Here is a 21,955-nt window from a genome sequence, read left to right as displayed (position 1 = left end):
TTTCCAGTGATCTGGCGCTGGTGGAGACTTCGACGCTCCGTATAATGCCGGCTTCGCCACTCATTAATGGCTCTGACGGATTGGATATGACTGAACAGCAACCTGTTGCGGTTCTGGGGGGCGGCAGTTTCGGCACCGCCGTGGCCAACCTGCTGGCGGAAAACGGTGTCGCGGTACGCCAATGGATGCGCGACCCGGCCCAGGCCGAGGCCATGCGCACGACCCGGGAAAACCCGCGTTATCTCAAAGGCATCAAGGTCCACCCTGGTGTCGAACCGGTCAGCGACCTGCTGCCGGTCCTCGAAGGCAGCGAACTGATCTTCGTCGCCTTGCCGTCCAGCGCCCTGCGCAGCGTGCTGGCGCCCCATGCCGGGCTGCTCGAAGGCAGGATGCTGGTCAGCCTGACCAAGGGCATCGAAGCGCAGACCTTCAAGCTGATGAGCCAGATCCTCGAAGACATCGCGCCCAAGGCGCGCATCGGCGTGCTCTCCGGACCGAACCTGGCGCGGGAAATCGCCGAGCATGCGCTGACCGCCACCGTGGTCGCCAGCGAGGACGAGGAACTCTGCCAGCGGGTCCAGGCCGTGCTGCACGGGCGTACCTTCCGCGTCTATGCCAGTGCCGACCGCTTCGGCGTCGAGCTGGGCGGGGCGCTGAAGAACGTCTACGCGATCATCGCCGGCATGGCCGTGGCCCTGGGCATGGGCGAGAACACCAAGAGCATGCTGATCACCCGCGCCCTGGCCGAGATGACCCGCTTCGCCGTGAGCCAGGGCGCCAACCCCATGACCTTCCTCGGCCTGGCCGGGGTCGGCGACCTGATCGTCACCTGTTCCTCGCCCAAGAGCCGCAACTACCAGGTCGGCTACGCCCTGGGCCAGGGCCTGAGCCTGAACGAGGCGGTCAACCGGCTGGGCGAGGTGGCCGAAGGCGTCAACACCCTCAAGGTGCTCAAGGCCAAGGCCCAGCAGGTGCAGGTGTACATGCCGCTGGTGGCCGGGTTGCATGCGATCCTGTTCGAGGGCCGGACCCTGGCCCAGGTCATCGAGCTGCTGATGCGCGGCGAGCCGAAGACCGATGTCGATTTCATTTCCACCAGCGGTTTCAACTGAGTCACAGGAGCACGACATGAGTGAATCCCCCAAGCAGATGCAGCACGAGTCCATCATCCTTCGCGTTCTCTGGATGCTCCTGTTCCTGCTGGTCTGGCAGGTCGCCCAGACCCTGCTCGGCCTGCTGGTGCTGGTGCAGTTGATCTATCGCCTGGTGTACGGCGCGCCGAATGCCGGCCTGATGAACTTCGGCGACAGCCTCAGCCAGTACCTCGCCCAGATCGGCCGTTTCGGCAGCTTCCACACCGAGCAGAAACCGTGGCCGTTCGCCGACTGGCCGGCACCGCGCCCGGCCGAGGGCGAGGCGGCCCACAGCGTGCCGCCGGCACCGCACCCGGTGCGTGACGAAGAGCCGAAGCTGTGAAGCTGTGGATCCTGCGCCACGGCGAGGCCGAAGCCCATGCCCGCAGCGACGACCAGCGCAACCTCACCGAGCACGGGCGCAAGCAGGTGCTGCGCAGTGCCGCGCACCTGATGGGCCAGCCCCTCGATGCGATTGTTGCCAGTCCTTATGTGCGGGCGCAGCAGACGGCGGCGCTGGTGCATGAGGCGCTGGGGTTTGGCCAGCCGGTAGAGACGGTGCCGTGGCTGACGCCGGACAGCGATCCCGACCAGGCCATCGCCCGGCTCGATGCCCTGGGGTTGGAGCATGTGCTGCTGGTCAGCCACCAGCCGCTGGTGAGTACCTTGCTCGGCCTGCTGGTGCACGGCAACCGTCAATCGGGCGATCCGATGGGCACTGCCAGCCTGGCGCAACTGCAGGGTGAAGCGCTGCTCAAGGGGCTGATGACCCTGGAGAGCCTGCGTCATCCCTGAGGCGTCTGGCGTGGCTTATGGCCTCATCGCTGGCCCACGCCACCTATTGGTAGGTAATGGTGAAGTTCAGCGCCCCCTTGGCCGATCCCGGCTTCACCGCCTGGCTTGCTTCTGTCTGGTAGAAGCGCGCCGAGAACGGCAATACGGTATCGCCGCTTGGTGAAATCACCCGCAGCGGCACGTCCTCGTTCAATTGCACCGGGGTGATGCCATCTGCCATCAGCATCTGGATGCCCACGCCCTCGGCGGTCGAGTCGTCGGTCAGGCCGAAGATGCCCCGTTGCGCGTCGATCGGTGTGGAGCCCTTGGCGCCCTCCAGGCGGATATGTGCGGTGGCGACGGCGCCCTCCGGGTCGTCCTCGCAGTCGGTCAGGGTGATGCTGAACGGCACCGCCGGGGTGGTAAAACCGGGGCCGGTAAAGTCCGTGTTGTCCCATTCGCCCAGTTCCACCGGGTCCGCGCTCACCGGGTTGGGTGGCAGCCCGCATTGGGACTGGATCACCGTGCCGTACAGGTGATGGCCTGCCACCTTGCCAATCCTGGTTGCGGTGGAGCTCCACAGTTCGCGTCCGTCGAGCTCATTGATGCCGGGTGGGATGTCACCGGTCTTGATCAGCGTGATGAAGGGATTCAACCTGCTCATGAGCAGGTAGCCGACGGTGTTGTGATCGACGTAGCCTTCGAAGGGAACGATGGGCGGACCCACGGTTTTCCAGGTATTGGTCGCGTACGGCCAGTTGAACGGAAGACCGAGCTTGATCACCACGCCGACCCCGGGAATGTTGGTCTGCAGGACCCTGCCGGTGACGTCGTCGCCAAGCACCGGGGGCAACGGCCCGGGATGGATCGGGACGCTGGCCGTGACGGAAATGTACAGGCTGTGCGGGCCGACATCGCGGAAGCACTGGGGTATGGCAAGCAGGTTGTTGGTGACAGGCCACTTCACCCCGGGCGGGCTGATGAAGGTGCCTACCGGTGCGTCCCTGGGCACATAGTAGGTGCCCAGAAAGTTGGTGTGGGTCATGGGACCGACGGGCGTGTTGGGCCGCCATTCGCAGTATTGGTCACCGGGGTACGGGTCCTCGGCGAAGGCGTGCTGGCTGCTCAGGAAAAGGCCGGCACAGGCCAGCAGGGGGCGCAGACGTAGGATCATGGTCGACTCGATGGGCTCATTGGCAGGTCAGCGATTGCAGGTGATAACCCTGGCTCGCGGTCATATGGCGGGTGTCGATCGGCAGGCGACACTGGTCGAGGCTGTCGTTGCCCCAGCGGATGTCCAGGACCTGGCTGGCGACCTCGGTACTGAGCATCACCTGGCCGGCCTGGGCGACCAGGCCCAATACCTCGCCCTCGGCACTGCGTACCTGGGTGCCGAAGGGCAAGGGCTGGTCGTCGGCATCGTGCAGGGTCAGCAACAGGCGGTTGACGTTGCGCACCTCGAAGCGTGCCTTGATCACTGCGCCGCGCCGCGGCACGACCTGGGTAGTGCCGTTGACGATCTCCACCTCCGGGCCGAGCAGGTCGGTCTCCAGGGCGATACGGTTGGTCCGGTAGGGGCGCAGGTAAGGCATCAGGGCGAAGCCGCGGGCATTGGTACGCACTTCGTGACTGTTGAGGAGGCCGACGTTGGCGGTGTCCGGGACTTCCACCAGGGCCATGGTCTCACCCAGGTACGGGCCGAAGGTCAGGCCGTCGCCATGGGCCAGCACGGCGCCGCTGGCGTTGAACGACAGCGAGCGGAAGTCACTGCTCTGGGTCAGGCCGGCGCCGAGGCTGGCGTAGGGCGCCTGGTAGCCCAGGGCGATAGCGGCGGACTGGCGCTGCTGTTCATCGCTGGCGAGCGAGGCACGGTAGCTGACGTGCGTGTCGGCGAGGCTGCCATTGAGGCTGGCGCGCTGGCTGTAGCGTCCGCCATTTTCCAGCACGTCGAAGGTGGCGCTGGTGGAGCGGCCGAAGTCCAGCGGCAGGCTGATGCTCAGGCCGATCTGCCGATCGTTGCCGTAGCGCTCGTCGCTCAGTGACTGGGAGGCGTAGAGGTTGTAGCTGACGCCCTTGTACTGGGTGTTGAAGTTGAACTGGAACTGGCGCTGCTCATAGGCGCTGTTCCAGTAGTCCTGCTGCGACAGGGTCAGGTTGATCGCACTGCGGCTGCCGATGTTCTGGTAGATCGCCGCTTCCAGGCGACTGCGCCGGCTGCCATGGAAGCTGCGGTGGCGGCTGCGCTCGCTGACGGCTTCGTCGAAGTCACGGTAGCCCTCGGTGGAGTAGCGGTAGCCGGCGAAACGCAGGTTGGTGCGGGTGGCGAAGGATTTGCCGTATTTCACCGCATAGCTCATGCCGCTGATCTGGCCAGCGCTGGCGTCGCTTTGCGATTCGGAGCGGGTCAGGTCGAAGGACACGGCCCCCAGGGCGCCCAGGTCGCGGGCCAGGCCGAGGTTGCCGGCGCGATAGAAGCTGCTGCCCATCAGGCCGCCATACAGGGTCGAGTCCCAGGCCCCGCCAGCCGCCAGGGTGCCTTGCCAGAGCAGGGGATCGTCGAGCCGGGACGACGCGTTGTAGCGCCCTGCTGCCAGGCTGTAGCGCCACACGCCAGCGCGCAGCAGGTTGCTGAGGGTCGAGTAGGGTTGGGTGAAGCGGCGCACCTGGCCGTCGGCCTCGGTCAGGATGATTTCCAGTTCGCCGCTGCCGCCGAGGGTGCCCAGGTCATCGATCTGGTAGGGGCCGGGGCTGACGTAGGTGGTGTAGATCGGGTAGCCGTTCTGGCGGATTTCCAGGCGGGCCCGGGTGTAGGCCACGCCGCGCACGATCGGTGCATAGCCTTGCTGGCGATCGCTGAGCATGCCCAGGTCGGAGGCGACCAGGGCGCCGCTGATGGGCACGCTGCGGAACACGTCGCCGCTGGTGAAGGTTTCGCCCAGGGTCAGGTTGGCGTGGGTGCCGGGCAGGTCGCGCTGCACGTAGGTGTAGGCGCTGGTCCAGCGCCGCTTGCCGTCTTCGTCCTGGCGCAACGACTGGTTGCTGCGCAGGCGCCACGGGCCGAGGTTGAGGCCGGTACCGAGGTTCAGGTCCTGGCTGCTGGTCGCCCCGGCGAAGCGGTTGCGGCCTTCCTGGGCGGCGACCTGGTAATTGAGGAAGGCGGCATTGATGCCATGGTTCCAGTCATCCTGGGACAGACCGGCGCTGGCATCGCGGCGCAGATAGAACTGCGGAATGGAAATCGCCAGTTGCAGGCGGCTGCCGTCGAAATCCACCTGGGCGCCTTCCACCACGGCTGGCAGGTCGACGCACTCGTCCAGCAATTGCCCGGGCTGTTCCAGGCTGTCGGGGCGGATGCCCAACCGGCCGACGAGGTCGGCGTCGAGGCAGGGCTGCAGGCCGCCGCGCGGGCTGGCGCTGAAGTCGACCTGGTGCTGGCCGAGGCTGTCGCCATTGACCAGCACCTCCACCGGGTAGCTGCCCGGTGCCAGCGTGCGCTGGCTGGCCAGGTTGTCCAGGGCTAGGGCGCCGGTTTCGTGGTCGTGGCCGGGCGCCTGGTGCATGAAGCTCGCCTCGAAGCCCGGGATGCTCTGGGCCTGGGCCGACTGGGAGGTGGACAGGCCGAGGCCGCCACCGGCAAGCAGCAGGTGAAACAGGGGAGGGCGGGAGATCAGGCTCCATCGCCGTGGAGAGGAATGCATGGTCATGCTCCTGGCGCTGAAAGGGCGGGGTTCAGAGGTCGGACGGCAGGGCCACCGTGACGGGTTTGCTGTAGCCGCCGTAGTCGTTGATCGCGGCGAAGGTGACCCGGGGATTGCCGCCCAGGCCGGAGGCTGGCAGTGGATAGCGCTGCTTCGACAGCGGCGCGGCCATCGGCGCCTCCAGCGGGCGCAGGGTGTGTTCGCCGTGGTGCACTTCGAGGCGGCTGAACGAGTAATGGAAGGGCGTCGGGTTATCCACCACCAGTTGCGGCTTGCCGTCGCTGCGCTCGATCGACCAGCGCAGGTCCTTGAGCCTGTCCATCGGCTTGTCGGTGAGCTGGCTGGGCCGGTAGAACAGCTTGATCCGCGTGCGCAGGGCAATGTTCAGCACATTGGCCTGGCCGCCGCGGGCCTCGGGGATTTCCTGGACATTGAAGAAAAACAGCGATTCGCGGTCTTCGGGCAGGCGCGCGGGCAGGCCGTTGATCTGCACCAGTTGCTCGGCGCCGGGATCGAGGCGAAACAGCGGCGGCGAGGCGATCAGCGGCACGGCGGTGGTGGTGTCGTCGGCCTCGGTATTGACCCAGGTCTGCACGGCGAAGGTGCTGGTGCTGGGGTTGTTGACCACGATCGAGACGCTGCGTTTGTCGCTGTCGAAGACCACGCGGGTGGCATTGAGGCTGAGGGCGGCGTGCGCCCCCGGCTGCCAGGCGGCGAGCAGCAGCAGGGTGGCGCCGGCGAGCCGGCGCAGGGTCGGGATGGACATGGGGACTACCTGTGCAGTACGGAGCCCGCGAGCGAAAGGGGGGAACGCTCGCGGGCAAGGGCCGTCAGTTGATGTTGACGACGAAGGACACGTCGGCATCGGCCGCGCCCGGGGTCACCGCGGCGGCGGTGGACTTGTACACGGCGGTGAAGAACATCTCGGTGGCACCTGCGGCGTTCAGCGGATAGGCCGCAGAGGCCTCACCGTTCTTCACCGGGTTGCCGGAGCGGTCCTTGAGCGCCACGGCCACGCCGGTGGCGGCGCCACCGACGGTCTTGATTGCATACAGCGAATTGTCGGCGCCGGCCCCGCCCTGCACGCCGGTGAAGGTCACGGTGGCGGTATTCGGATTGTCCGGGTCGATCCCGCAGGCGGCGCCGCCGGGAACGCGCATGGAGAAGCTGCGGCCACCGGCCTCGGCGCCCAGGTTGGGGAAGTCGGCGACCCGCGGTGCACCCATCTGCACCAGGTTGCCGACCGCGCCGCTGTCGGGGTTGACGATTTCGATCGGGCAGGTGCTGCCGTTGATCTTGCCGTTGAAGTTGATGGTGCCGGTATTGGCGAACGCGGAAGTGCCGGCCAGCAACAAGGCAGCGGCCAGGAAAGTTCGTTTCATGTTATCGACTCGAATTGAAGAGGGTTGTCCGAAGTTGGACTTCAGTTGTTTCTGTTACTTTTTGTAGGACTGTTCCCGTGTTTACAGGGTAATGGCCTACAGGGAGGGAAGTTTATGCAGGTGTTTTTTAAAGGTATGTAGGAAAAGGAGACGGAGACTGTTGAATAGCGGTGTTGGGTGGTGAGAGAAGTTGGTGTCGGTAAAACAACCGGGGCCGAACCACGTTCGGCCCCGGCGTTTCGACTAACCCTATTTAGGGTTGATAGTGAGATCCGTGTTGAACTTGGCGACTGGGCCGCCCGTCGTCGGCACCCATTTGCCCGAGGTGTTCTTTTCAAAGGCGCCGGAAGTCATGTGCAAGACAGGTCCGGTGTGTGGTTTGGTGTGGAGGGTGCTGTCTGGGGTACGTGGTGTGCTTGGTATCGACGCCTCCTTGCCGCCATTCCCTGATCCAGGCCCGCCGGAGCCAACCTGCCCGTCGCTAGCTCCGTTTGCTGGGCCGCCGCCCTCCACTGGCCCAGTTGTCGTGGAAGATTCCTCTGTGTTTGTGTTCTTATGAACCGTTGGTTTGCGCCGGAAACGGTGACTAATGACGTACGCTATCCCCTTGCCACTGTGACTCACGGAGCCTCCTTGCTGGGCGTTCTGGTCGATCATCGGCGTTGCTGCATCATCTCCAGTGCCAGCGGTCTGCTTGATCACTGGCTGGTCCGGTTTATTTTCGGACTTGGGCCATCCCCACTTGTCTTTCGGCCCCCACCTGTCGAGCGCCCCGCCTGCTGCGGAGATGGCGCCACCGACAGTCACCAGGATCGTGGCGAGCGTAAGCATCTCCCGATCCTCGTTCAGTGTTGCCACTACTGCGAGCGCGCCGCCTGCAGCCGAAACAGCCACCCCTATGGCGCCTACCACCAGCGGTATGGTCAAGCCACCTGTCCAGGGGGTGAAAACCGCCATCACCACCGCCCCCAGGATAAGCCCCGCCGCCGGCCCCCATTTTTCCAGGAAGCTCGCTGCGCCCGGTTCCGGGGGTGGCGGCCTGTAGATCGGGTCGGGTCGCCTTGGGTTTTCGGCCCGGTGCCCGGTCGGATCGCGGAAACGTATCGGGTTGCCCAGGCAGTAGGTGTAAGGATTGAGCCCGCCCTCGAGGAACGGACTGCGCGAGTCGGGGTTGTGGAAACGCATCAGCGACGGGTTGTAGGCCCGGTAGCCGCGGCCCAGCAGGTACCAGCCGGTGGCGACTTCGCGCAGTTCGCCGTTGAAGCCCATCAGGGATTCCAGGCGCTGCTCGTCGGCCAGCTCGCCATAGGCGCTGTACACCACCTCGCGCAGGCCGCTGGCGAGGCTGGCGCCGATCACGCTGGGGCTGGCATCGGTGAGCAGGAGCATGGTGCGTTCGTGGTCATTCAGTTGCTGCTGGCCAAGCGGCTGGCCGGCATGGCTGAAGTACTGGGTCTGCACGCCGTCCTGGACGGTGTGGCTGAGGCTGTAGCCCTGGTAGAAACGCAGGGTTTCCGCCTGCCCGCCGATCCGTGCGCCGACCAGGTGCTGGTGGCCGTCGTAGCGGTAGCTGACCAGGGACTCGCTGCCGTCGGCGCTGGTCACTTCCAGCAGGCGGCCCTGGGCGTCGTAGCGCAGGCGTTGCCCGGCCTCGTCATTGAGCTGGTTACCGTCATCGTCGTAGGCGAACGTCTGCTCGCCGGGGTAACCGCCTTCCACGTAGGAATTGGTCACCTTGATCAGTTGGCAACTGTCGTCTTCGGCGTAGGTGAAGATTGCAACGTTGGTCTCGCCATTGGCGAAACTGGTCAGGCAGCGCTTGATGTTACCGAGGGCATCGAAGCGGAACATCTGGTCGGTGATGGCGTTGCCATAGCGATCGCTGGGCAGGCGTTCGCCCGAGCAGTGATGTTCGGTCAGGCGCCCGCGCTGGTCGTAGACGTACTCTTCCAGCAACAGGCTGCGGCCGTCCATTTCCAGGTGCCGGCCAACCAGCTGGTCGTCATCGCGCCAGGTGTGGGTGAGGGTTCGCGCCGGGCTGTCGTTGAGCAGCAGGGTCCGGATCCAGACGCGGTCGAGGCTGTCGTAGGTGTTCTCGCTGACCAGGCTGTCTTCGCTGCCGAGGTCGCGGGTGGTGGTGCGGTATTGCCGGCCGTTGTCGTCGTATTCGAATTCGGCCTGCAACTGGCCCTGGGTCATGCATTGCACGCGACCCTCATCATCGTAGGTGTACAGTGTGTCGACGGCGTTGTCGGTGCGTTTCAGCGGCAGGCCTTGCAGCGAGGTCTCGTAGTGGGTTTCATGCACCTCGCCATTGCTGTCGGTCCAGCTTTCCGATTTCAGATGACCGAGGACGTTGTAGGTATAGGCCCGCTCGCCGGCGTCGCTGGTGGCGCTCTTGATCCCGGCATCGTCGCGGTCGAAGCCGTAGGTGAAGGTCTGGCCATCGACAATGATCGTCTTCGGCTGGTCGCTCAGGTTCTGCTCGTAGAAATACTCGATGGTGGCCTGCGCCGGGGTGATCAGGCGGCTGGCCCGCAGCGTCTGGTCATCGTATTCGTAGCGTTCGCTACGTGGCCCGACGGTCAGGCGGGTGAGGCGGTCGAGGCCGTCGAATTGCTGTTCGCCGAGGAGCAGGGTGGTCTGTTGGTCGTCGCCGGGAATCACACGGATCGCCGTGGGCAATTCGCCGCGGCTGTGCTCGGCGAAGCTGCGCTCGACCACGGTCTGGTCCGGCAGGCGGGTGTGCGCCACCCGGCGCCGCGAGTCGTACTGGAAATGGGTGCTGCGGGTTTCCAGGGCGAGTTCCTCGTCAGCGCGGATGCACTCGCCGTAGCCATCGTAGATATACACCTGACGACCGACTACCTTGTCCTCGTCGTCGTGGCGCTCGGTCCAGTCGATCTTGCCGAAGGCGTTGTACTGGGTGACGCTCAGCATGCTCACCAGCGGTTTGTCGCCGACGCTTTCACGCCAGCTGCGCTGCAGCTTGCCGCCTTCGCCGAACGGCGTGGTCTCGGTGACCAGGCTGACCCCGTCCGAGCCGGTGACGCGGCAGCGCTGGCCCCAGTCGTTGTAGGCGTAACGGGTGGTCAGGCTCAGCTCGCGGTCTTCGAGCCGGTCATACCGGGTTTCCTCGCTGAGCTGGCCGAGGCCATCGTAGACCGCGCTGTAGGTGCGTTGCCAGGTGGCCCCGGTCTTGACCTCGCTCAGCAACACGCGGCCCAGGCCGTCGTAGTGGTCGCGGGTCAGCACCTGCTTGACGTCGGTCACGGTGCGGGTGGCCTGTTGCCCGTCGGCGTGGACCAGTTGATAGGCGTAGCTGCGGGTGGCCTCGAAGTCGCTGCCGGGGGCCACGGTTTCCGTGGTCAGCCGACGCAGGTTGTCATACTCGAAGCGCACCTGTACGTCGTTGGGGTCATGGCCGAGCAGCAATTGGCCGCTGTTCAGCGCCTGGTCGCTGGTGTACACCTTCTGCTCGCCGTCGTAGCCGGTAAAGGTTTCCACCGTTTGCAGGCTTTCCTGGTCCAGCAGCTTGTTGCGCGCCTTGCCGTAGTGGTAGTCGGTGCTGTTGCTGGTGCCGTTGAGGGTGTTGACCTGGCGCAGCGGACGACCATGCAGTTGCGGGTTGTCCGGGGTTTCGTAGTAGGTGCGCAGGCTATGGTTGAGCAGGGTTTCCTTGTCGTCGCGGCGCTCGAAGAGCGACTCCTCGCTGACCATCAGCCAGTCGCTTCCCGGCGCACCGTTCAGCGGTGCGTGCTGGCTGTAGCGATAGCGGGTGATCATCACCGGTGCATCGCCGCGGGCCTGCGGCGCGGGGGTGACGATGACTTCCTTGACGTTGCGGGTGAAACCGAACGGGTCCTTCGGGCAACCGTCCTCGCCGGCGGGATCGTAGAAGACCGTGCGCGTGCTGACGCCGTCGGGCCGCACCTCCAGGGTCTTGTTGCCATGCTCGTCGTATTCGCTGAGTTGCAGTTCATGCTGGATCTTGCTCGAGTCGCCCTCCAGGCGCCAGGTGTGCTGCACCGAACGGGGCATCTGGAACTGCTTCGGTTGCTGGTCGAAGGGCTTGTTCTCGGCGTAGTAGTCGATGACCTTGGTGAACACGCACTTGCCCTGGCGGGTTTCCTCTTCGACCTGCAGGTGGAAGCGGTTGTAGGTGTGCTTCACCTGGCGCACCGGCTTGCCGTCCAGCCATTGCTGGACCGTGGTCGAGTAGTCGTAGGTGAAGTCGACCTTGTACAGCTGGTCGAGGCCGTCGTCCATCCAGTTGATGCCGGAGCCGTTGCCGAGGAAGTTGTTGGTGCTGTAGGTGTAGGTAGCTTCATGGACCGCCAGGTCGGGGCCGGGACTGGCCAGGTGGCGAGTCACCCGGGGCAGGTTGGGGCGCCCGCTGGAGCCCGGATAGGCATGGCCGCCATCCAGGTATTCCAGGGTTTCATGGGCACCCATCGGGGTCTTGACCTCCTTGATGCAGGTCAGCCCGCGAACAGTGATGTAGTCCAGGCGCCAGGAGGCCTGCTCGGCCACCGGCAGGATGATTTCCCGCACCCGGTCGCCGCTCAGTTTCATCAGGAAACGGCTCTGCGGCTGGTCGTCGAAGGGCGGCAGCAGGACCTTGACGTTTTCGCTGTCACGCACGATGCGCAGCAGCTCGCCGCGGGCGTCCTCGATCTTCGCCAGGCGCCGCTCGCCATTGGCGAAGTCGGCCCAGGTCAGCTTGATGGCGTGGCCGCCCGGGCCGTAGATCAGGGTCGGCAAGGCCACGCGCTTGCCCGCGCCGCCCTGGGCGGTGAGCACTTCCACCAGGCCGCTGTGGTGCACCACGCGCCAGGTATCGTTGCCATCGTCGAAGAAGCGGAAGCTGTCGAGGCGTTTCTCGGCGATCGAGGGTTCCGCGCCGTCGCCGGTGATCTTGAAGCTTTCGCCGGTGTACAGCGAGAGCATGCTCCTGGCGATCACGTACTGGCTCAGGCGCAGGTTCCAGCCGATACCGTAGCCGCTGTCCTCGAGGTTGAGCGGGCTGAAATCGAGCGTGAGCGGCAGGTCGGGCCCGCTCAGGGAATTGGCCTTGAGGTTCGGCAGGTCGATGGACAGGGTGTACTGCCCGGTGCGCGGATCGACGTTGCTCTTGAAGAAGTCAAGGTAGTTGAATGCATTGGAGCTGACGTTGCTGTGGGTTGTCATGTCCAGGGCACCTCTTGATCGAATGAATGAAAAGCGTGGCGCAAGGTATCGGGCTGGCTGTCAGGGCGGCGACTGCTGGTAGACGGTGCCGCACTGGTACCAGGTCTCGCCCATTTCGTCGTGCCAATGGGCCCGGCCGATCAGCACCTTGTCGCCCCCGCAGGCGAAGCGGTGATGGTTTTCCTCCAGCGAGGGCGTACGGAAGTCATCCGGCAGGACGTACAGCGGGGTATCGCCGGCCCAGGCTTCGGCGCAGGTGTAGCGGGTCTCGCCGCGTTCGTCGCCGTCGTGCTCGTGCCCGGTCATCACGGTGTTTGCAGGGCAGACGAAGTAATGGTTGAACTCATGCCTGGCCGCCGTCTTGTGGTTCCTCAACGTAATGGCGGTTTCGCCCTGCATGGGGGTGCCGCAGCGGAACTCGTTCGGGTCTTCTTCGTCGCCGAAGTGGGCGCGGCCGAGCAGCACGCGGTTGCCGCCGCAATGGAAGGTGAAACCCTGGTCCCAGTCGACCCACTGGACGTTCTGGTCGATCTGGTGTATCGGCACGGTGGGCTTGGGCAGGGTGGCCCGGGACGTGGTGATCCTGATGCAGGACAGGGCGTTCAGCGCATCGGTGCTGCTGCCTTTCAGGTAGCTGTCCACCAGCAGCAGGCCCGGCTTGACCAGCGTGTTCTTGGAAAACCGGAAGAAATACGGGAGCTGCACGGTGTCGGTGATGGTCACCTTCTTGGTGGTCTTGAGCTTGATCCAGAATTTGCCGACGGCAACGTCGGTGCCGGATGTCGTGCAGGTGGGGTTGTCGGTGAGGAGGATCTGGGTTGCCGACGGCAAATCCTCGAAGGCGACCGACCATGCCTTGTCGTTCAGGTCGTTACAGCCCGCGTTTCCGGCGTAAAAGTCATAGACCCGGGTTACGCCGCTACCCTCCACGGGTACCGGCACATAGCAGTATCGGTCGTTCTCGTCGTAGGCCGTGATGTAGCCGGCTATCTCATCCGGAGGAATCGTCTGGGCAGGCGTTGCGGGCGGGGCAAGGGATTCCTGCGCCGGCGCTTGCGCTGCGATCACAAGCAGGGCCACGGCGAGCAACAGACTGACTCTCAAGGTTCTCTGGGTCATGATAAAAGCGTCCTCGGACAGGGGTTAAGCGACTCCCCGGCGCCGGGCCCGCTGGCGCAGGCATGCCGGTGTCGCCATCGCTTTGCAGGCGCGTGCGTTTCAAGGTGGAGAAAGCTGGAACAGGCTGGCGCAGCGGTACCAGGTCTTGGTGTCTTCCCGGCCGTACCTGGACATGCCCGCCATGACGGTGTTGCCAGTGCAACTGAACGCGTGGCCGGACTCGGTGTGGGGCCCCCACCAGTGATCGAGGGTCAGCACTTCCAGGCGCTCTTCGCCGATCCAGGCCTCGGCGCACCAGTAGCGCGATTCGCCGAGATGGTCGCCGTCCTGCTCGCGACCGGTCATCAGGGTGTTGAGCGGGCAGACGTATTCGTGGGTTACGCCATGCATGCCGGAGGGGCTCATCTTCTGGTTCTTCAGCACGACTTCCCGGGTGCCCTGCATCGGTACGCCGCACAGGTACCTGACCGTCGGTTTCTCGGTGCCAGAGGCTTCACGACCGAGCATCACGCGGTTTTCACCGCATTTGAACTTCGAGTCGTACTCGGTCAACTGCTGCCACTGCTGGTCGGTAAAGGTGATGGGCAGCACCGGCTTGGGCAGGGTGGCCCGGGAGGTGGTAACGGTGATGCAGGACAGGGCATTCAGCGCATCGACGCTGTCGCCTTGCAGGTGTTTGTCCACCAGCAGCAGGCCAGGCTTGATGAGCTTGTTGTTGGCAAAACGGAAGAAGAACGGGAGCTGTATCTCCTCGGTAATGGTCACCTTCTTGGTGGTCCTGAGCTTGACCCAGAACTTGCCGATGGTTTCGCTCGACCCCGTGGTCTTGCAGGTCCTGCTATCGGTCAGGAGTATTTCGGTTGCCGACGGCAGGTCCTCGAACATGACGGACCAGGCCCGGTCATTGAGCCCGGAACAGGGCGATCCGTCCGCCGTGAACTCATACCTGCGGGTCAGTCCACTGCCGGCGCTGGGCACGGGGAGAAAGCACAACTGTTCATGCTCGTCCACGACGCTGATGAAGCCGGTGATCCCTTCGGTCAGGGATTTGGTGGCCGCGGGTTGCGGGGAGGGCGTCGCGGTCTCCACGGGGGGCGCGCTATCGTCGCCCGGGTTTTCTGCCGGAGGCTCTGCAGCGGCGGCGGGCAGGGCCAGGCCGAGCACCAGGCTGCACAGCAAGGTTTTCAGGGGCATGGTGAAAGTGTCCTTTGAAAGGTATGCAGAAATGCTCAGAACACCCTGGCGCAGAGGTACCGGGTCGGTTCTTCCTCGTCACCTTTGTGATAGCGACCGACCATGAACATATTCTCGGGGCATGCGGCGGTATGCTCGAGGTGCTCCTTCGGTGTCCAAAACCATTTGTCGTGTATGACCTGGAGGGGTCTGTCCCAATAGTCCATCGGGGTGCCGCAGTAATACCGGGTCTCACCGTTTTCGTCGCCGTCGTGCTCGCGCCCGGTCATGACCTGGTTCTTCGGGCAGATGAACTCGATCCCGGCCGCCTCATGCAGCGCCTGGATCAACTTGGGGTCCTTGATCGGAATCGCCTGGTATTGGAACGCCTTGCCACATCGGTATTTGGTAAGTCCCCTCTCGCTGCCCTCGTGCCACCTGGCAATAAGGAACTGATCTGTGGGGCAGTGAAACTTGCTGTTTTGTTCATCTTGCGCTTGAGACCACCCAAGCGGCTCCACAGTGACCTGCGCCCTCGGCGCATGCTGCGCAGGGGCCTGGGCGCATGCCGTCAGTACCGTGGCCAGCGACAGCGCCAGCAAAGCCTGGCCCAGTGGTCGAGCGGCGTGGATTGGTAGTTTCATGTCTGGCTCCTTGCAGTCCGGAACGTCCGGTAAATGGGTCGGTTCAGTTAATACCCGGTGGCCGTGCTTGCCTACTTGGCAGAACTGCTAGGTTGCGGCGGGCGGCGGGCAGGGCTGTACTGAGAGCGCTGCACCCGGCGGCGACTGCCTGGAGGAACCATGTCCGATGCCTACCTGGAACTGCTCGAATGGTTGCGCGAGGCACCGCGCACCTACGACTGGGGTTGCCTGCTGGCCTGGGACCGCAAGTGGGTCAATACCCTGCTGCTACGGGAATACATGGCGCGCTTTACCAGCGACAGCTATCTGCCGCCGTTTACCGCGCAGATCGATACCTCGCCGCTCACCCGCGAACTGATCTACGACTACACCCTCGACTGCCCGCGGCTGTCGTTCGACCAGTCGACCTACAGCGACCCCAGGGCCCGTTTGCGCATGAAGGTGGTGGGTGGCTCGCAGCTCTCGGTGGAGGCCGCCGGCGACGGTTCGCCGAAGCTCGCCAGGATCGCCGAGATCGATGTGCTGGCCGGCCCCTCCCTGTACATGAAGCTGGCGCTCAGGAGCACGTCCGGAGCCACCAATCCACTGGGCCAGGTGGTGCTGGACCTGTCCGAGGGTGGCGAATTCGAGCTGAGTTTCGCCGACACGACGCGGGAGCGTTTGATCGGCGGCGAATTCTTCCAGGAGAAATTCGCGGAGTTGGACGACGACCAAAAGATCTTCGTCCTCGGCGAGCTGCTGGTACCTCCGGGCGAGTTCCTGCAGCCGGAGTATTTCGAGATCCGCATCCATGGCAAGCCGGGCCATCCCGAGGCGGGAGCGGTGCTGTTCATGGTCAGGATGCGTGGCTACGACAACGGTGGCGAGCCGCCCACCGACCGGGACCTGCGCTACCTGCTGGAGGGCGGTTATTCCTTTGCCATGTTGCTGGGTCAACAGTTCTTGCTGCAGCGGATGTTCATTCCGGCATGCGCCGTGCTCACGGACACCGCCACGCCATTTGTCGCGCGCCTGGAGTCGCCGCCGCAGGGGGCGGCCTTCTACCTGCACGCAGCCTCCGGCATTGCCAAGGGCTCCCATATCAGTCGCCACTCGGCGAGCTTCGCCTCCGCGACCTGCACGATCAGGGTGCCGCTGGCTTCGGCGCAGTGTCAGTTCAAGCTGACCTTTTCCAACAGCGATGTCGTCCTGCACTGGCAGGGCGAATATAACCCCGACGTCCGTCTCGAACTGGACTCCGGCACCCGGCTGGTCGCGGTCGGCAAGGTCGATTTTCTGATCAAGCGCCAGTACCGCCTAAGCCTGATCAGGAGCGAAGGACAGTTGCAGGTCGTCGAAGTGAGTGGCGGTGCGCAAAATACCTGCGGGTTCGCGATCCAGAGCACCGGCGTAGCGCCCGAGATCGTCGACAGGTTCAAGGCGGAGCTGGGCGCACAGATGCGCGACGCCGTGCTCGATCACGTCAAGACCTGGCTTGACCAGGCGAAGTCGAAGTTCGTCTCCATCGACCTGGACAAGATGACCCGGCTACTGTTCCGCGGCAGCGAGCACCTGCGTTTCGACAAGACCGGCTTTACCCGCGACCTGGCACTGTTCGGCACCATAGCCCCGTTCTCCCAGGTGTTCTTCGTGCAGCCGGCGGAACGGCTCATGGGCCCGGGCGAGACGCGGATGTTCTACACCCTGCCGCTGCGCAGCGTGACCTGGACGGTGGAAGGGCCGGCGGGGGAGAGCGGTCCGGTGGGCAGCATCAATGCCCTGGGCCTGTACACCGCCCCGCGCGAGCTCGACCGACCGTTTCTGCGGGTGCGCATCAGCGCCTCGGCCGCCGGCTACACCAGCAGCGCGCTGGTCACCGTGCTGCCCGGCGCGATCAGCGTCAACCCGCTGGTGATGGTGCACAGCGCCGGCTCGAGCATGGGCCGGGAAATGGTCGCCGGGGCCCGCGATCCGGGCTCGCTGACCTGGACCCTGGTCAACCCGGGCTCTGGCGCGCGCATCGTGCCCAGCCAGATGGCGGATGGCGACAAGACCTACTTTCCTGGTCCGGTACAGGACGGGGTTATCTGGTCGATCGACGAGATCAAGGTTACCCACGACCCGACCCGGCGCTCGCGAACCGTGCACGTTCTGCTGGCCCATATCTCCCCCACCCTGCAGATCACCGCGACACCGGCAGCCGATGGCAAGACCATCGCACTCAAGGCGTTCCACGAGGGCGAGGAAGTACCCGGCGAATATCCGCGGGAATGGCAAGTACTGCTGGGTGCCGGCACGGTCGATGCAACGTCGGGCGTATTTACCCCCGGTGCAACATCGCCGTTCCGCTATTCAATAGTGATCGCCAAAGTTCATTGGACGGAAACCATAAAGTCGAACGGTTATATGCTCTTGCCGATTCCCTTCATTGAACTTCCAAAGCCGTCCTGGCAAGGCTTTTCCATTTCCCCGCCTGCGCAACGATAACCTTCCCCGGCGCTGTTCGGGGCGTATTGGCGAACGCCGTGTCGATCAAGCGTAACTGCCGTTGCGCATTTGGCAACCTGATAGTTCTGCCAGTACCGGCAACCCGCAGCGGGGTGTACAAAAACTCCACTGCAAGCGAATGCCTGCCGGTTGATTCCGGCCACTGACAGGAATGACTCATGAGTGATTTACCCAAACCGTCCATCCCTTTGTTGCGGGACGACACCATCGACCTGAATGACCTGGAGGGGAATCTGCCCACCTGGATCAAGTACCCGGGGGTCGCCCTGGGCGACGAGGTCTTTCCCGTGTGGCGTGGCTGCGGCCAGGACAGCGCAGCCTACGACTACGCCGGCGAAGTGATCGAAGTCGACGACTCCAACTACGACCCGGAGATGGGCGTGGCGGTCGCCATCAGGGGCAGCCTGCTGAACGCCCTGGACCAGGGCTGGGCCATGTACTCCTACTCGGTCGCGCCCCTGGGCGGCGAGCGCGGTCCGGAGTCGCTGCGCCAGTTCTGCTACGTCGGGGTACGCCCGCGGCAGGCAGCCGTGTTGCCGGTGGCGCAGATGCGCGATTCCCATGACCTGGCCCTGGACCCCGACAGCGTCATCGGCAGCACCACCGCGGCGGTGGTCCCGCCTTACCTGGCCATGCGTCCGCGAGACAAGGTGACCCTCAGTTTTGCCGGTTATTACGACGACGGGGAGCTGGATGAGACCTGGTCGCAGCCCAAGGAGCTGAGCGCCGCCGATGTCGGCAAACCGCTGACCTGGCAGGTGCCCAAGAGCCAGCTGAGTTGGATCGAGGGCGGTCATGCCGAGGTCAGCTACCGGGTCGAATATGCGTCGGGCGAGCAGGCCAGTGACTCGGCCGTGCAGACTTTCCAGATCCGCCCGGCGGACTCCGCGCGCCTGCCGGCGCCGCAGGTCGAGGGGCATGACGACGACAGCCTCGATCCCGGGCATTTTCCCGATGGCCTGTACCTGCGCATCGCGCCCTGGCCGGACATGCAGGACGGCGACCGCCTGCTGGTGCACTGGATTGGCGGACGCGAGGCCGACAGCGTGATCAAGTCGCTGCGCATCGACACTTCGGTGATCGACAGCGGGGTGATCGAGGTGTCGATCGAGGCCCACTGGCTGCAGGCCAATATCGGCAGCCAGGTGCGGGTGTTCCACCAGTATGCCCGCGAGGGCGTGGCCCACAGCAGCGAAGACCTGACCCTGGACATCCGCGCGCCGCTGAACCTGTTGCCGCCAAACGTCGAGTACGCCACGGCCGAGGGCGGCGCCGGGGAAAACAAGGGCGTGTTGCTGGCCTTCGATGCCCGCACGGGCGCTTACGTCGACGTGCCGGACAGCTTCCCGCTGGGCCCGGGCGATCGCCTGGCCGTGCATTGGGACGGTCATCCGGCAGGTGGGCAGCATATCGCCGACACCCCGGTCGACGGCCGGGAACGCCGCTTCCGCATTCCGTCCACGGCCATCGCGGCCAACATGGGCCCGGGCGAGACCAAGCGTTTCGAAGTGTTCTACCAGCTGACGCCAGAGGGCGAAGAGCCACTCAAGTCGGTGCCTTTCAACCTGCGGATCGAACCGATCGCGCGCAGCCTCTACGGCAATGTGCAAATCGCCCAGGCCGATTCCGGGGCCCTGTCACTGGCCAGGGTTCCCGCTGCCGGGGCCGACCTGGTCCTGGCCAGGTGGTACTTCATGGCCGTGGGCCAGTTGCTGAGCATCGAGGCCAGCGGAGTGGACGCGGGGGGCCAGCCGGTCAACCTGATGGTACGCAACGCCGCGCCTGTGACCGCCGCCGAAGTGGCGGCGGAGCAGATCGAGGCGAGGCTGGTCCGCATGTTCCTCGAATCCTTGCAGATGGGGCAGAACTTCACCCTGACCGCCAGGGTGAGTTTCGACGGCGGCGGCAGCTACTACCCCTTCAAGGACCTGAACCTGCCCCTGAGACCCTGACCGCAGGCCAACGCCTGCTTATGCAGCCCTGCACTGAAAGAGGATACACACCATGGAATCCAGAGCTTCCCTTGGCGACATGCTGGAGTGGTTGCGCGGCGGTTCGCGGACCGGCGGTTTCAACTGCATCGTCGCCTACGATCGGACCAGAACCAATACCGTACTGCTCCAGGAGTACATCGAGCGCTTCACCGCCGGTACCTACCTGAAACCCATCAACATGGACGTGCCGACCTCGGGCAAGACCCGCGAGCTGACCTACGACTACATCCTCGATGCCGGGCGGCTGTCGTTCGAGAACGCCAGCATCGACAAATCGAAAGCCCGGCTGACCATGCATGTCATCGGTGGCTCGCAGGTGTCCCTGGAGGAGTCGGACTCCGGCCAGCTGAAGGTGGCCGGGATCAGTTCCATCGATGCCCTGCAGGGACCGCTGGTATACCTGGACATCGAGCTCAAGGGGACCGAGGGGGTAATCAGCGAGGACGGCAAGATCTACCTCGACCTCAACCATGACTTCGAAGTCATCATGCTGACCTTCGCGGCGACCGACCGTGAACGCAAGATCGGCGGGGAATTCCTCAATGACTATTTCAAGGGCCTGCCGGAGGACGAGCAGATCCACGTGCTCAACGAGCTCAAGGTGGTTCCCGGGCAGTACCTGGTGCCCCAGGAGTTCTTTATCCGCACCCATGCGGCGCCCGGAGGCAAGGATGTGCATTCCGCCAACCGGGGGGCGGGGGCGGTGCTGGTGTTCATCACTACCCTGGGCCAGGACAACGGCAAGATCGCGGTCAAGGACGAGGACCAGCCGTACCTGATCCCGGATGGTTTCTCGGCGAGCATGTTGCTGGGCCACGACTTCCTGATGGCCAAGATCTTTTCCGAGGGCTGCCGGGCCCTGGCCGATGAAGGCAGCGAGTATGACTTCGAACTGGTCAGCTATCAGGAAGGCGTCATCGATCATATGCGGGTATTGCGGGGTGTTGCCAGCGGGCCGGAAATCACCGGCAGCAGCGTGACCTTCAAGGAGATCACCGCGCGCAAGCCCGCCTTCCCGCTGGCCAGCGACGACGTGACCATGACCTGCAAGTTCGCTGACGGCCGTATCACGCTGGACTGGAAGGGCTTTGCCCAGTTCTACCTGATGGTCGTATTTCAGAACGGTCAGCAACAGTACTGGGCTGCCGATGTGGCCTGGCACATAATCCGCTCGTTCGAGCCCCGGCTCGACAGTGCGACGGGCATGGTGAGCCTGGTCGCCCTGAATGAGACCCCGATGAAGCGCCTGAAGGTGAGTCCCGGTGAGCATGGGTATCCTCCGCTGATCGAAAACTTCGGGGAAATCACCGATTTCCTCGAGCCGCTGCTGTCGCAGCGGCTGTTCGACACCCTGGCGAGATTCTCCGAGCCAGCGTCGGCCATCGATGTGTTCCGCCTCAACAGCATCCTGTTCAAGGGCGACAACGTGGTGGTGCTCGAGGACGTGCACCAGCCTCGCGATATGTTCCTGATCGGCGATGTTTCTCCCTCCCTTACCCACTTCTCCATCACGCCCATGAACGAGAAGGTCGGCCCCGAAGGCCAGGTGAGGTTCGAGACGGTGCCGCCGGTCAGCGGTGTTACCTGGTCGGTGGAGAAGGTCCCGGGTTCGTCCGACAAGGTCGGCAGCATCAGCACCAGCGGGGTGTATACCGCGCCGAAGAAGAGCGAGCTCGACGGCAGCTTCACCCGGGTCAGGGTCACGGCCACGGCGGGCAACTACCGCCAGAGTGCGCTGGTCAGCATCGTCAGCCGGGACATCGCCCTCAACCCGCTGGTGGTGTCCATGGGCGTGGAAAGCGCGGTGCTCCGGGAAATGTCGGCGGGGACCCTGGGTGACGGCGAGCTGGTCTGGTCGATCGCCGATCCCAGTTCCGGTTCGCAGATCGTGCCGAGCAACGTCGAGTTCGGTGACAAGGCGTTCAAGCCCGGGCCGAAGCAGGACGTCCATATCCTCGTCGAGGAAGTGGTGGTGGAGAACAAGAGCACGGGCTCCAAGGTTTCCAGCTACGTCGTGGTGACTCATGTTCCCGGCAGCCTGACCATTCGCTACGAGAAGACCGACAATCCGGACGAGGTGCAACTGCGCCTTAAGCATGAAATGGACGATCTGCCACCTGATGAAAACCTGACCCTTACGGTGGTTGCCGGATCCGGAACCGTCACTCCTGATGGATTGTTCAAGATCGACCCGGCCGGCAAGCACAAGTTCGCCGTGGTCGAGGCGCTGTATTCGATCAGCATTTTCAAAGCCAGGGGCCACATCATCCTGCCGATCCCGTTTCTGGATATCAAACAGGCGCTCGAAGTCCAGGCCAAGTGCCTGGAGCACAAGCCAGGCAAGCCCTGAGAGGGAGTCAC

General features: G+C 64.4%; 14 protein-coding genes. 6 read left to right on the top strand and 8 right to left on the bottom strand.

The annotated features are described in order from the left end of the window. The first annotated feature begins 86 nt into the window (after positions 1 to 86). Genes ACKLLE_RS04560 through sixA form a run of 3 tightly spaced genes read left to right on the top strand, consistent with a single transcriptional unit; the run spans position 87 to position 1,928 of the window. Entirely contained in the window at positions 87 to 1,112 is a 1,026-nt protein-coding gene (locus ACKLLE_RS04560; RefSeq protein WP_420057015.1) for an NAD(P)H-dependent glycerol-3-phosphate dehydrogenase, read from the top strand. Positions 1,113 to 1,128: 16 nt separating this feature from the next. Then, positions 1,129 to 1,476, top strand: a complete 348-nt coding sequence (locus ACKLLE_RS04555) for a DUF4389 domain-containing protein (protein ID WP_064301813.1) — start codon at positions 1,129 to 1,131, stop codon at positions 1,474 to 1,476. Further along, positions 1,473 to 1,928: a phosphohistidine phosphatase SixA gene (sixA, locus tag ACKLLE_RS04550; protein WP_064301812.1), complete on the top strand. Its 456-nt coding sequence runs from the start codon at positions 1,473 to 1,475 to the stop codon at positions 1,926 to 1,928. The genes ACKLLE_RS04555 and sixA overlap by 4 nt, the downstream gene beginning before the upstream one ends. A 43-nt stretch (positions 1,929 to 1,971) precedes the next feature. Here sixA and ACKLLE_RS04545 read toward each other — a convergent pair whose 3' ends face one another. The 8 genes from ACKLLE_RS04545 to ACKLLE_RS04510 all read right to left on the bottom strand — a co-directional run bounded on the left by ACKLLE_RS04545 (position 1,972) and on the right by ACKLLE_RS04510 (position 15,113). Continuing rightward, positions 1,972 to 3,081: a fimbrial protein gene (locus ACKLLE_RS04545; RefSeq protein ID WP_420057014.1), complete on the bottom strand. Its 1,110-nt coding sequence runs from the start codon at positions 3,079 to 3,081 to the stop codon at positions 1,972 to 1,974. Between the two features lie 16 nt (positions 3,082 to 3,097). Then, positions 3,098 to 5,605: a fimbria/pilus outer membrane usher protein gene (locus ACKLLE_RS04540; protein ID WP_420057013.1), complete on the bottom strand. Its 2,508-nt coding sequence runs from the start codon at positions 5,603 to 5,605 to the stop codon at positions 3,098 to 3,100. Positions 5,606 to 5,636: 31 nt separating this feature from the next. Continuing rightward, positions 5,637 to 6,371, bottom strand: coding sequence for a fimbrial biogenesis chaperone (locus ACKLLE_RS04535; RefSeq protein ID WP_420057012.1), 735 nt, complete (start codon positions 6,369 to 6,371; stop codon positions 5,637 to 5,639). A 64-nt stretch (positions 6,372 to 6,435) separates the two neighbouring features. Continuing rightward, complete coding sequence (locus tag ACKLLE_RS04530; RefSeq protein WP_420057011.1) at positions 6,436 to 6,987, bottom strand: fimbrial protein; 552 nt, start codon at positions 6,985 to 6,987, stop codon at positions 6,436 to 6,438. A 249-nt stretch (positions 6,988 to 7,236) separates the two neighbouring features. Then, positions 7,237 to 12,177 (bottom strand): RHS repeat domain-containing protein, encoded by a 4,941-nt coding sequence (locus tag ACKLLE_RS04525; protein ID WP_420057010.1) that lies wholly within the window; start codon positions 12,175 to 12,177, stop codon positions 7,237 to 7,239. Positions 12,178 to 12,237: 60 nt separating this feature from the next. Next, positions 12,238 to 13,296: a hypothetical protein gene (locus ACKLLE_RS04520; protein WP_420057009.1), complete on the bottom strand. Its 1,059-nt coding sequence runs from the start codon at positions 13,294 to 13,296 to the stop codon at positions 12,238 to 12,240. Between the two features lie 99 nt (positions 13,297 to 13,395). Beyond that, the gene (locus ACKLLE_RS04515; RefSeq protein WP_420057008.1) at positions 13,396 to 14,490 is read right to left on the bottom strand and encodes a hypothetical protein; all 1,095 of its coding nucleotides are present in this window, start codon (positions 14,488 to 14,490) and stop codon (positions 13,396 to 13,398) included. Positions 14,491 to 14,525: 35 nt separating this feature from the next. Beyond that, positions 14,526 to 15,113 carry a hypothetical protein gene (locus ACKLLE_RS04510; protein WP_420057007.1) on the bottom strand — a complete coding sequence of 196 codons (588 nt, stop codon included), beginning with the start codon at positions 15,111 to 15,113 and terminating at the stop codon, positions 14,526 to 14,528. Between the two features lie 159 nt (positions 15,114 to 15,272). On the opposite strand from ACKLLE_RS04510, the gene ACKLLE_RS04505 reads away from it, so the two are divergent. The 3 genes from ACKLLE_RS04505 (at position 15,273) to ACKLLE_RS04495 (ending at position 21,944) form a co-directional block, all read left to right on the top strand. Beyond that, positions 15,273 to 17,579, top strand: coding sequence for a hypothetical protein (locus ACKLLE_RS04505; protein ID WP_420057006.1), 2,307 nt, complete (start codon positions 15,273 to 15,275; stop codon positions 17,577 to 17,579). Positions 17,580 to 17,758: 179 nt separating this feature from the next. After that, positions 17,759 to 19,552 carry a hypothetical protein gene (locus ACKLLE_RS04500; RefSeq protein WP_420057005.1) on the top strand — a complete coding sequence of 598 codons (1,794 nt, stop codon included), beginning with the start codon at positions 17,759 to 17,761 and terminating at the stop codon, positions 19,550 to 19,552. 52 nt (positions 19,553 to 19,604) lie between these two features. Continuing rightward, complete coding sequence (locus tag ACKLLE_RS04495) at positions 19,605 to 21,944, top strand: hypothetical protein (RefSeq protein ID WP_420057004.1); 2,340 nt, start codon at positions 19,605 to 19,607, stop codon at positions 21,942 to 21,944. The last annotated feature ends 11 nt before the right edge of the window (positions 21,945 to 21,955 follow it).

This window comes from Pseudomonas bharatica (assembly GCF_048586865.1).
Classification (GTDB): domain Bacteria; phylum Pseudomonadota; class Gammaproteobacteria; order Pseudomonadales; family Pseudomonadaceae; genus Aquipseudomonas; species Aquipseudomonas bharatica.
The sequence above is the reverse complement of the archived record's forward strand: the minus strand, read 5'-3'. Positions and strand labels throughout refer to the sequence as shown.